The following is a 12,378-nucleotide window of genomic DNA, read 5'->3' as shown; positions in this document are numbered from 1 at the left end:
TATGCTAGGTTATGTGAAAAAAGAAGATATTTCCTCTATTAACTCTAAAAAGGCTATGCTTACAAATCCTTCAAAATTTGATATTCTTAAGTCTTGGTTTTTTCGTCTGTTTTTTAAAGAAAAGATAGAGTATAATTTTTATTATACTATTAAAAAGCTAAAATCTAACAGTAAGAAAATGACGTTAGAAGAACAAAAGATTTTCATGAATCTTTTGAAATTTGGTCACAAAACTGTAGAAGATGTAATGATCCCTAGATCTGATATTAAGGCAGTAAAATTAACCACTAGCATAGAGGAATTAGGTCAAATACTTAATAGCAAAATACCTCATACTAGAACGTTAGTTTATGATGAAACTTTGGATAATATAGTTGGTTTTATTCATATAAAAGATTTGTTTAAACTCCTTGTTACTAAGCAGAATTTGCCGTTAAAAAGAATAATTCGTAAGCCTATCATCTCTGCTCCTTCAATGAAATTGATAGATTTACTAGCAAAAATGCGAAGAGATCGTGTACAGATATCTATAGTTGTTGACGAATATGGTGGAACTGATGGCATTGTAACCATTGAAGATATTATGGAAGAGATAGTTGGTAGAATAGATGATGAACATGATAAAAAATCGGATATTGATAATTTTAAAATTATCAATAGTAATACCATTTTATCAAATGCTCGAGTGAAGGTTGAGGAGCTTGAATTGGCTCTTGGAGTGAAGTTAAAAACAGAAAATGATGAATTCGATACAATTGGTGGTTTAGTTTTAGCAAAAGTAGGTAATGTGCCTTCGGTTGGTATTAAAATTGATATTGAGGAACAGGTTGAACTTGAAGTAATCGAGGCAGATCCGAGATCACTTAAGCAGGTTAAATTAAAATTAAAAAATGGTGCATTATTACCTAATTATACCTTATGATTATCGCAACTAATTTAGCCATGAGTTATGGTGCAAAAATATTATTTACCGATGTAAATGTTCATATCAAAAATGGTAATAGATATGGGCTTGTTGGAGCGAATGGTGCTGGTAAATCTACTTTTTTTAAAGTTCTAATTAAAGAAGAGGAAGCAAGTATTGGTGAAGTCAATATAGTTAAGAAGGCTCGTATTGGTTGCTTAAAACAAGATCAGTTTCTTTATGAAAATACTTCAATTATTAATACTGTTATTGCTGGTAGAAGCGAATTATGGCAGGCTCTACAAGAAAAGGAAAAAATATTAGGGAATGAGAAATGTGATGAGGAAAGCGGTTATCGGTTAGGTGAATTGGAACAAATTATTGCTGATAATGATGGATATATCTCAGAAATTTTTGCCATTGAGTTACTTCTAGGTTTAGGGATACAAGAAAAATATCATCATCAACCATTATCCGTTTTATCCGGTGGCTACAAACTTAGAGTATTACTAGCCCAAAGTTTATTCAACAATCCTGATATATTATTACTTGATGAGCCGACCAACCATCTTGATATAGTATCGATTTATTGGCTAGAAAATTATCTAAAACAAAAATTCAAAGGTGCTTTAGTATTTATTTCGCACGATTTGACTTTTCTTAATAATATTTCTACCCATATTTTGGATATAGATTACGGTACCATCAAAACTTATACTGGTAATTATGATATTTTTATTCGTGATAAACAGCTAATTGCCGATCAAAAGCTTAAGGATCTCACTAATATAGAGAAAAAAATTGCTACTATGCAGGTTTTTGTCGATAAATTCCGGGCTTCCGCTAACAGAGCTAAGCAAAGTAGCTCACGAGAAAAGCAAATAGAGAAAATGGAATTACCTGATATACAAAAAAGTTCACGTATTAGCCCGTATTTTAATTTTAAGCAAAAAAGACCATCTGGAAAATTAGTGCTACAAGTTAAGGGTATTTCTAAAAATTATGAGAATAAAAAAATATTAAATAATGTAAGTTTTACTGTAACAAGAGGAGAAAAAATTGTTATTATTGGTCCAAATGGTATTGGTAAATCTACTTTACTAAAAATCCTTCTTGGTAAAATATTCTCAGATTTGGGAAGTTATGAATGGGGATACGAAACTCAAATTTCTTATTTTGCTCAGGATCATCATGAATTACTCAATGAAAATATCAACGTTATTGATTGGTTATCCAACCAAATACCTACTGAGAATGACAATACGTTGCGTAGTATATTAGGTCAATTATTATTCCGTAAAGATGAAGTAACTAAGAATATTTTAAATTTGAGTGGTGGGGAAGGAGCTCGTTTATTATTAGCCAAAATTATCTTAGAAGAAAGTAATATATTGGTATTAGATGAACCAACCAATCACTTAGATATTGAATCTAAGCATATGCTAAAAAATTCACTAATTAACTACCCAGGTACTCTAATATTGGTAACTCATGATAGAGATTTTGCTAGCAGTATAGCCACAAGGATTATTGCACTATCCCGCCAAACTATTACTGATTTTAAAGGTAAATATCAGGAATATTTAGCTAAATATAGCAATGATTACTTAGATAGTAATTGGGTATTGGCAAATAAGGCGGGGAAGTAATCTATAGTCGTGAGTGTTCACGGAAAAAAGTTAAAGTACAAGACATCTATTAGCGAAAAGACTTAAGCCAAGAAGCAATCTAACCTCACAACGTCATTGCGAGAAGACCGTAGGTCGACGAAGCAATCCAGAAAAGTGGTTAGAAAGGATTGCCACGCCACCTACGGTGGCTCGCAATGACGGAAAAGCTATCTAAAACCCGCTCTACCTTATAACTTCCAAGAGTTGTGGTGTAAGCCGGCGAAGCAATTCATAAAAGTAACCAAAAATGGATTGCCACGCCACCTACGGTAGCTCGCAATGACGTTGATACTTTAGATGGAGTCAGAAATGATTAACACCAACAATAAATACATAGTTTGATATGAGTAAATATACAGAACTAAATGATGCTAAGATAAGTTTTTGCCTAGCTCAATCACGGGATGAAGATTTAATAAAATCTTGGTTTGATAAACCACATATTAAACATTATTGGGACAATAGTAGCGATCTATTGGAAAACCTACAAAATTACTTGCAAGGTACGAAAGATATTTTTGATTATTGGCTAGGCTTTTATGATATGCAACCCTATGCGTTAATAATGACATCAGATGCAAACGACTCTACACCAGAACATCTACTATCTTGGGTTAAACCTAAGGAAATCACTTGGACTATAGATTTTATGATAGGACAAGAAAATTTTCTAGGATTGGGTTTAAGCTCAATGACCTTAGCAAGATTTATAAATACAACAAAACAAGTTAGCACTTGGATAATTGATCCTAGTGAATCAAACCATAAAGCAATTAGTGCCTATAAAAAAGCTGGTTTCAAAATAGTTGATAGTTTTGCTCCATCTACAGGCTATTTTAAGGATGTACCACATTATTTAATGATTTTGAAGAATTAAAAAGCAATTATTTTTTAGAAACTATTAGTGTTGGTATGTTTATGGTTTATAATGCTATTATTATGGAGGAAAATATATGAAAGAATTTGATTTAATAGTGATTGGTGGTGGTCCGGCTGGTTATACAGGAGCAATAAGAGCAGCCCAGTTGGGTATGAAGGTTGCCTGTATAGAGAAAAGGGTGACGCTCGGTGGTACTTGCCTAAATGTTGGCTGTATTCCTTCCAAAGTATTACTAAATTTTTCGGAGAAATATCATGAAGTATTGAACCATTGTGCCGATATTGGCATTATAACCTCAGCCAAACTTGATTTACAGAAAATGATGACTAAAAAAAGTCAGGTAGTATCAGACTTATGCAAAGGCATAGAAGGTTTGTTTATAAAAAATAAAATCACTAAATTTACAGGAAGTGCCAAGTTTATTTCAGCCAATCTTGTAGAAATTACTAACGGTGCATCAGTTGAACAAATATCGGCTAAGAATATTTTAATTGCTACTGGCTCTGATATTATTGAAATGCCCAATATTACTGTTGATGAGGAATATATAGTGTCATCAACAGGAGCCTTGAGTCTTGCTAAAGTTCCGGAAACTATGGTAGTAATTGGTGGGGGTTATATCGGTTTAGAGCTTGGTTCGGTATGGAACAGGCTTGGTTCCAAAGTAACGGTTATTGAATATGCTGGAAGTATTGTGCCAGCTTTAGATAAAGAGATTATCAGTCAATTTACCAAAATCCTACAAAAACAATCTATTGAATTGCGATTAAACACTAAGGTGATATCTGCTGAGAAAAAAGCAGGAAAAGTTATTTTAAATATACAACAAGCAACTGACAATTCAGCACAACAGGTAATAGCAGATATAGTGCTAGTAGCCGTTGGTAGAAAAGCCCATACAACAAATTTAGGTCTAGATAAATTAGCCATTAAAACGGACAAACAAAATAGGATTACGGTTAATGATCAGTTCCAAACAATAATTCCTAATATTTATGCTGTCGGTGATGTAATTGCTGGACCTATGCTCGCTCATAAAGCAGAAGAGGAAGCTGTTGCTGCCGTTGAAATTATGGCAGGTTTAGCAGGTCATGTTAATTACAACCTTATTCCAAGTGTCATCTACACTTATCCAGAAGTGGCAAGTGTTGGCTTAACAGAGGAGCAATTAAAAGAAGCTAAGATTGAGTACAAGGTCGGCAAATTTCCATTTTTGGCAAATAGTCGAGCGAGAAGCACAGGTTGTACTGATGGGATGGTAAAAATATTGGCTGATAGCGTAACGGATAAAGTACTTGGAGCGCATATTATAGGCCCTTCAGCTGGTACTATGATTGCAGAGCTTGTAGCATTTATGGAATTTGGTGCTTCTTCAGAAGATATAGCAAGAACTTGTCATGCCCATCCTACCTTAAGTGAAGCCATAAAGGAAGCAGCTTTGGCTGTAGATAGGAGGGCTATTAATTTTTAGGAAGCTTTATATTGACTTGAGCGTTCACGGTTTTTTGCTATTTTCTTATGATAAATAAAAAATCTGCTTGCCAAGCGTCATTGCGAGACCACGAAAGTAGGTCGTGGCAATCCACTATTCTTATTGCTTCGTCGCCATTAAAGTAGCTCCTCGCAATGACGAACCTATACCAACTTAGAGATAGTTCTTCCACCAATAATATGGAAATGAAAATGAAATACACTTTGTCCGGATCTAGCACCTTTGTTGGTAATTAAACGGTAGCCATCTTGCTCTAAACCCACTAGAGACGCAATATAAGATAGTCTGGTGAAATAATTTTTAATTTCATCGCCAGAAGCTTTAAGGATAAAATCACTATAATCAACATATTCCTTTTTGGGTATAACTATTACATGTACCGGAGTTACAGGATTTATATCGTTAAATGCTATTAGATTCTCATCTTCATATATTATCTCTGCTGGTAGATACTTGCCAATAATTTTCGCAAAAACATTGTTTTTATCATACATATTCATTATACCCTAATTCTTATCGACCGCTAAGCATTTTAAAAATTTTAATTCAGCTTCTATCTCAGATTTTGCTAGTATTATCTCTTCAAGTTGGTATTTCTTTCGTTGCAGATCATATTCTCTCATATCGCTACTAAAAAAACCAAATATTAACATAATAGCTATTCGACTGGCAAAGGTAAGATAAGTAAAACCTAAGCTTGATATAGCTACACTTATTATTAAAGTAATGATTAGTGCTATCCACATTCTATGATATAATGCCCAAAACATATTAAAAAATGCAGCAAATAATGAAAAACCCTGCTTGATAATGATAAAATCATTATCTTTTTTTTGAGGATTAACATATATTGAATAAATATTCATAAGAGAATCTTGTAATTATGATACTGAATGATTAGATTACTTAAACACCATAATAATAAACAAACAACTAAACATCAATAGCTAAACATCAATATTTAGAAGATTATTTATGTCAGATAACTCATTACACGGGACTACTATACTGTGCTTAAGAAAAGGCGGAGAAGTCGTGATTACCGCTGATGGTCAGGTTTCCCTTGGTAATACAATTTTAAAATCGACAGCCAAAAAATTAAGAACTATGTTCAATAATAGTATTATTGCAGGCTTTGCTGGCTCTACTGCCGATGCTTTAACTTTATTTGAAAAACTAGAATTAAAGCTAGAAAAACATTCATACCAGTTACTGAGAAGTGCAGTAGAATTGGCAAAGGAGTGGCGTAGCGATAAATATTTACGTAAACTTGAAGCAATGATGATTGTTGCAGATAAAAAAAATATATTAATTCTAACTGGTAATGGTGATGTAGTTGAACCTGACGGGGATGCTGCTGCCATTGGTTCTGGTGGATTATATGCCCTGGCAAGTGCTAGGGGATTAATGTCTTCTGACAATAACCTAACTGCAGAAGAGATTGCTTTAAAATCAATGCATATTGCAGCTGACATTTGTGTTTTCTCTAATCATAACATTATTTTAGAAAAAGTTATATGAGTACTAGTATTAAGAAAAAATCCGCGGGAATTCCTGCTAAATCTGTAAAAACTTCGGTTAAACCTGTAAGAACTCCACCTAAATCAGTGGAAATTCCTGCTAAATCTATGGGATTAACTCCTTCTAAAATCGTAGCTGAGCTTGATAGATTCATTGTTGGACAATATAAGGCCAAAAAAGCTGTGGCGATCGCTTTACGCAATCGCTGTAGGCGTAGAAATGTAGCCGAGCCACTTCGTCAAGAAATCGTTCCAAAAAATATTTTAATGATTGGACCAACTGGAGTAGGTAAGACTGAAATCGCTAGAAGGCTTGCTAAGCTTAGCGGCTCACCTTTTCTTAAAATAGAAGCCACTAAATTTACTGAAGTAGGATATGTTGGACGAGACGTTGAGTCAATAATACGAGATTTAGTGGAGATAGCTGTTAATACCCAAAAAGCTAATGCTAAAAAAGAAGTTATTGCTAATGCAACTTTAAAAACTGTAGAAAGAGTATTGGACGCTTTAGTAGGCAAATCGGCATCAGTTGAGACTAAAGAGAAATTTCGTCTTAAGCTTGAAAAAGGTGAACTCGATGATAATGAAATTGAGATCAATATAGCAGATTCAGGTAGCATATTTGGTGGTAATTTTGAAATTCCTGGTATGCCAGGAGCGGCTATGGGGGTGTTAAATGTTTCTGATATGATCAGCAAAGTCATCGGTACTAGTAAAACAAAAAACAAAAAAATGCTAGTTAAAGATGCTATGTTAACTATCTTGGCTGAAGAGTCAGATAAATTGATTGATCAAGAAAAAATTACTCAAGATGCATTAGTGCTAGTACAAAATGATGGTATAGTATTTTTGGATGAGATTGATAAAATCACTTCAAGACCTGAGGGAAAAAGCTCAGAGATTAGTAGAGAGGGAGTACAGAGGGATTTATTACCTATTATTGAGGGTACAACAGTTAATACTAAGTATGGTCCTGTAGAAACTGCTCATATATTATTTATAGCATCAGGGGCTTTTCATTTATCAAAACCATCTGATTTATTGCCCGAGTTGCAAGGAAGGCTACCTATTAGAGTAGAGTTAAACTCACTCACTAAGGAAGATATGGTGAAAATCTTGGTTGAACCAGAATCAAGTTTAATAAAACAATATTCAGCCTTAATTGGCACCGAAGGGGTAGAATTACAATTTACTGATAAGGCAATAGATAAGATTGCTACTTATGCAGCAAAAGTTAACTTAGAAATTGAAGATATTGGAGCAAGAAGATTGCATACTATTTTAGAAAATTTATTGGAGGATATAAGTTTTAATGCAAGTGACATGAAAGAAAAAAAGGTAGTTATGGAGGATCATTTTGTCGACCAGCAATTATCAAAAATTATCAAAAATCTGGATTTAGTAAAATTTATTTTGTAAATGATAGTTCATCTTGGCAGTTTAACCTTTAGTGGTATAGACATTATTGATGTCGATGTGCAAGTACAGATATCGCCAGGTATACCTAATTTTACTATAGTAGGGCTAGCGGATAAAACCATTGGTGAGTCTAAAGAAAGGGTTAGGGCAGCTCTGTCTTCCATAGGTCTTGCCCTACCTGCCAAGAAAATACTTATAAATTTAGCTCCAGCCGATTTGGTTAAAGAGGGTAGTCATTTTGACCTTGCTATTGCTTGTGCCATACTTAGCAGTATGAAAATTTTACCAGCTGGAGAAATGCAAGAATATCTAGTAATAGGGGAATTATCTCTAGATGGTTCTATATTACCTGTCAGTGGAGCTTTGCCTGCTGCTATTGGTGCTGCAGCTAGAAATAAAGGGCTAATTTGTTCAAAACAGAATGGTCAGGAAGCTGCCTGGTCTGGCAATAATAATATTTTGGTAGCAAGTAATTTAATAGAGTTAGTTAATCATTTTAAAGGTCTGCAAATATTATCATCACCAGAATTAGAAATTGATACTAGCATCATAAATTACCCTGATTTCAAAGAAATCAAAGGGCAGAAAACAGCCAAGCGAGCTTTAGAAATAGCGGCTTCAGGTGGTCATAATCTATTAATGTTTGGTCCACCTGGTACTGGGAAATCGATGCTGGCACAATGTATACCTGGCATATTACCCAAAATGCGACCTGAAGAAATATTAGAGTGCAGTACTATAGCAAGTGTTGCTGGCAAGTTAGCAAATGGCAAACTATCAAGGACTAGACCCTTTCGTGCTCCTCACCATTCCTGCTCGATAGCAGCAATGGTCGGTGGTGGTGTGGGTAAAAGAGTAAAGCCAGGTGAGATTTCATTAGCCCATAATGGGGTATTATTTTTAGACGAATTACCAGAGTTTCCACCTAATGTTATCGAATCTCTAAGGCAACCAATTGAAACCGGGGAAATACTAATTGCTAGATCAAATTCGCATATTAAATATCCAGCTGACTTTCAGCTAATAGCCGCAATGAATCCTTGTAAATGCGGTTATTTAAGCGATCCACATAAAGCATGTTCAAGAGCTCCAAAATGTGGTAGTGATTATCAGATGCGTATTTCTGGTCCAATCATGGATCGATTTGATCTACATATAAATGTAGGCTCTATCGATTCATATAATTATAATTTAATAGGAGATGATACAGAAGAAGGGTCTGAACAAATAGCCAATAGGGTCGAAATAGCTCGCAATATTCAACAAACTAGATATGAAGGATATAATATCAAAACAAATAATCGTTTGGATGGGCAACTGCTTATTGAATATGCACTACCAGTTGATGATGGAAAAGATTTACTTAACGAAGCAGCTACAAAATTTCGTATATCAATGCGGGCATATAATAGAATCTTACGAGTTGCAAGAACGATAGCTGACCTAGAAGGTTCTCGCAATGTCTATAAGATACATATTGCCGAAGCACTAAACTATAGAAAAATGGATAATAATCCATAAGAATAGGAATACAACCGTCATTGCGGAGGTGTAAGCCGACGAAGCAATTGTAAGTTAAAAGTATGGTATCCATGAAGTAACCAAAAATGGAATACTTTGTCGACCTTACGGTCTCCTCGCAATCTGATATATCCCCACGAAATTAAGCACGACAAAGCTCCGTCTTTATAATAGATGCTAGGGGTTCTACCAATGGTTTTATGGCATGCAAATAATTAAATTCAATAATAAATTTCCCAAGGGTAAAATACAAATAAATCTTTTTATCTTTTACTGTGTTAGGTTGGAAAATTCTTTGCATACCTTGGCTATAGCCTACCACACCTATAACCCAATATGTTATAATAACAATGGCAGATAGTAACATTAAAACTCCCCATCTATTATTACTTCATTTAATACTGTTTTTACATCCATAACCTACTATTTCCATCATCATTAAATAATGATGATATTCTATCAATTCTTGCTATTTTGCAACAATTTCGTGGGGATATACATCAGCTCGCAATGACTTTTTGTACTTTAAATTTTGTTCACAGAGCCTAGTTACTCACCTAATATTATCGCAACTCGAGCAAATTCATTTTCTAACTTAGTTTTAAGATTTTTATACTGAGAAGTTTTTAATTCTTCCTGGGTAATCAAGCTCTTTTTTATGGTTATTATATCTGTGAATACAGTATCTTTATCCTGATATTTACATGATCTATTCACATATATCCAGGGAGTATCAATCTCAAAGTTTAATTTTTTACAATCTTTAACTATAATATTTTTGATAATCATATATTTCTTGTTAGTTTCAGGCATACCTATAAAGATGTCTGATATCTGGTCAGAAGCTGTATGGGTGATATCATCTGATCTATTAGACTTTGAAGTTAAAGCAACCCCCATATTTGTTTTAGAAATTCTATTTCTTTGCTGTAATGCATATTTGATTGTAATATCTTTAACAATACGAGAAGTAAGATCAGGTAATTCTAAGAATTTTTTGTCTTCTTCATTAAGATATTCTCCACTCAACCTGCGGAAAGTAAAATCATTTAACTGTTCAGTTGAATAATATAATCCCCAACCACTCATGCTTGATGCCACTTCTCCCTTCATATCAAACTGACCAGACAACTCTACAATATTATTTTTTATAACTAATTCCTCGCGTGATATAGCTTGTGAAGTTTCAGGCTTTATATTGGCAACTTTGGTATAACCAGCTTCTTGAGTATCTAAGACCAATGCTATTTTATTAGCAACATCTGGGAAAATTCCTTGTGCCATACTAACAAGATTTGTTGGATCAATCCAATATACTTTGCCATTTTTATTAGTTACTTTAAGCATCGTATGATTAAAATTTCCCATGTTAGGTAAGGCATCTGGATTAGAAAAATTAGTAATACCTCGCATTACAAAAATAGGTTGAACTTTATAATCAAGTTTTTGCAAGATAGCAGCAGTACTTGCAGAAAAATCTTTACAATCACCAATTTGCGAACTGGCTACTTTTTCTAAATCTCTAGGAAAGTAACGACCTGATACTGTTCGCCAATCACCCATATATTGGATTTTTTCATTTAATGCAGAAGTGACAAAATTAATTTTTTCTTCGTCGGTATTCTTGTCTGCAGCAGATTCGGCTATATTCATGAAAATTGCAGGAAGTGGTTGGTTAATTACACTAGAATACCCAGGAGCAAGTTGTTTAGCCAAGTCTTGCCATTTGGTTAAACTTGACAAGGATACCCAAGTAGTATGCTTAATATTTAATATAGCATGACTTGGTTCATTTGTTATGGAATCGTAAACAGGCTTTGCTAAGATAATTTCTGCCGAATGAAAATCACTTTCAGCATCTTTAATAACTTTTAATACGCCTTTTGGATCATTTACTTTAATGTTTAGAGGTAATTTAGAATTGATCTTAGTATGACTTGCATGAAAATAACTGCCCATACCGTAAGATAAATTAGTACCATAAAAATTATCTACAGGCACTTTTGTTTCAACATACTTATATTTTAAATATATTTCTGCTCCAAGTTCTGCTTTAGGAAATGATATGGTTATTTGTCTTAGTTGATCAAAACCTTTACCAAAAAAGGCTAGTGGTTTATCCTCAGTCATATCTTTAGTGACTATATATTCTTGTCCATTATAAATAGTTTTAGCTTCTAATATAGAAATATGAGAACTATATTCGTTATAAGTCAAACGATATTGGGAGAAAGCATCACGCCCTGATTCTTTTAGTATTTTTGCATGCATTTCCGTTATTGTTTCAGAAGTACCATCTTGGTTAATATTAATATTGTCGTTATAAAATTTAAACTCAACAGGGGCATCTTCATACCTACTCCACCTAGCTTGAGCGGTAGGGTTTATTACAAATACTAATAATATTAGGTGCAGAAAAGATTTTAAATAACTCATTATATAATCCTATAAAAAATTAGTTGTTAGTTGTATAGCTAACCCGAATATGTTTTAGATATATCTTAAATATAACAGATTTTTTTGATCCACTAATAGCTGTTTTCATTATTTTTGCGATATTGCTTATTTTTTTCATTTTTCAGTTATTATTAGTAGCAAAAATTATAAAGTTTAGCAAGAAAAAAAGCAGCAAATATTCACATGGCATTTTAAAGGTGGTATAAGTTTAAAAGTCGTATTTTACTCTTGACTATTTGTTAGCTTACTTTTATTATGACTGAAAATTTGTAAAAACTACAGAAAATTTTGTAAAAACTACAAAAAGATAATACAAAAAGATAATACAAAAAGGTTTGATAGTTGTGGCTAAAAAAAATAAAAATGTTTTGGTAAGACTTGTTAGTACAGCTGGTACAGGGTATTTTTTGGTAAAGAAGCGCAATCCTAAAACTCAAACTGAGAAGTTAGCATTTAAAAAATATGATCCGGTAGTTAGGAAACACGTTCCTTTTAAAGAAGAAAAGATTAAGTAG

12 protein-coding genes are annotated in these 12,378 nt (G+C 33.5%); 8 read left to right on the top strand and 4 right to left on the bottom strand.

The window, feature by feature from the left end; translation table 11 throughout:
• Position 1: 1 nt before the first annotated feature.
• The 4 genes from ACFELY_RS02820 (at position 2) to lpdA (ending at position 4,925) form a co-directional block, all read left to right on the top strand.
• Positions 2-922, top strand: coding sequence for a hemolysin family protein (locus ACFELY_RS02820; protein ID WP_375333574.1), 921 nt, complete (start codon positions 2-4; stop codon positions 920-922).
• A complete protein-coding gene (locus ACFELY_RS02815) occupies positions 919-2,553 on the top strand; it encodes an ABC-F family ATP-binding cassette domain-containing protein (protein WP_341759624.1) in 1,635 nt (544 codons plus the stop codon). Before ACFELY_RS02820 ends, ACFELY_RS02815 begins: the two co-directional genes overlap by 4 nt.
• Before the next feature lie 364 nt (positions 2,554-2,917).
• On the top strand, positions 2,918-3,451 hold the full coding sequence (locus tag ACFELY_RS02810; protein ID WP_375333573.1) for a GNAT family N-acetyltransferase: 534 nt from the start codon (positions 2,918-2,920) through the stop codon (positions 3,449-3,451).
• 76 nt (positions 3,452-3,527) lie between these two features.
• Positions 3,528-4,925, top strand: coding sequence for a dihydrolipoyl dehydrogenase (gene lpdA / locus ACFELY_RS02805; protein WP_375333572.1), 1,398 nt, complete (start codon positions 3,528-3,530; stop codon positions 4,923-4,925).
• 164 nt (positions 4,926-5,089) lie between these two features.
• Here the strand turns inward: lpdA and ACFELY_RS02800 are convergent, their stop codons facing one another.
• Positions 5,090-5,440: an HIT domain-containing protein gene (locus ACFELY_RS02800; RefSeq protein ID WP_375333571.1), complete on the bottom strand. Its 351-nt coding sequence runs from the start codon at positions 5,438-5,440 to the stop codon at positions 5,090-5,092.
• 12 nt (positions 5,441-5,452) lie between these two features.
• Positions 5,453-5,812 (bottom strand): DUF2628 domain-containing protein, encoded by a 360-nt coding sequence (locus ACFELY_RS02795; protein ID WP_341759628.1) that lies wholly within the window; start codon positions 5,810-5,812, stop codon positions 5,453-5,455.
• A 109-nt stretch (positions 5,813-5,921) separates the two neighbouring features.
• On the opposite strand from ACFELY_RS02795, the gene hslV reads away from it, so the two are divergent.
• The 3 genes from hslV to ACFELY_RS02780 all read left to right on the top strand — a co-directional run bounded on the left by hslV (position 5,922) and on the right by ACFELY_RS02780 (position 9,406).
• A complete protein-coding gene (gene hslV, locus ACFELY_RS02790) occupies positions 5,922-6,467 on the top strand; it encodes an ATP-dependent protease subunit HslV (protein WP_375333570.1) in 546 nt (181 codons plus the stop codon).
• A 107-nt stretch (positions 6,468-6,574) separates the two neighbouring features.
• On the top strand, positions 6,575-7,885 hold the full coding sequence (hslU, locus tag ACFELY_RS02785) for an ATP-dependent protease ATPase subunit HslU (protein WP_375334116.1): 1,311 nt from the start codon (positions 6,575-6,577) through the stop codon (positions 7,883-7,885).
• Complete coding sequence (locus tag ACFELY_RS02780; protein WP_375333569.1) at positions 7,886-9,406, top strand: YifB family Mg chelatase-like AAA ATPase; 1,521 nt, start codon at positions 7,886-7,888, stop codon at positions 9,404-9,406. It begins immediately after the preceding gene.
• Between the two features lie 142 nt (positions 9,407-9,548).
• Here the strand turns inward: ACFELY_RS02780 and ACFELY_RS02775 are convergent, their stop codons facing one another.
• A complete protein-coding gene (locus ACFELY_RS02775; RefSeq protein ID WP_341759629.1) occupies positions 9,549-9,773 on the bottom strand; it encodes a hypothetical protein in 225 nt (74 codons plus the stop codon).
• 182 nt (positions 9,774-9,955) lie between these two features.
• The gene (locus ACFELY_RS02770) at positions 9,956-11,842 is read right to left on the bottom strand and encodes a DUF3857 domain-containing protein (RefSeq protein ID WP_375333568.1); all 1,887 of its coding nucleotides are present in this window, start codon (positions 11,840-11,842) and stop codon (positions 9,956-9,958) included.
• A 365-nt stretch (positions 11,843-12,207) separates the two neighbouring features.
• Here ACFELY_RS02770 and rpmG point away from each other — a divergent pair, with 365 nt between their 5' ends.
• Positions 12,208-12,378 (top strand): 50S ribosomal protein L33, encoded by a 171-nt coding sequence (gene rpmG / locus ACFELY_RS02765; RefSeq protein WP_094649033.1) that lies wholly within the window; start codon positions 12,208-12,210, stop codon positions 12,376-12,378.

Origin of the sequence: Candidatus Tisiphia endosymbiont of Xenochironomus xenolabis (genome assembly GCF_964264705.1) — a bacterium.
Taxonomy (GTDB): domain Bacteria; phylum Pseudomonadota; class Alphaproteobacteria; order Rickettsiales; family Rickettsiaceae; genus Tisiphia.
The sequence above is the reverse complement of the archived record's forward strand: the minus strand, read 5'-3'. Positions and strand labels throughout refer to the sequence as shown.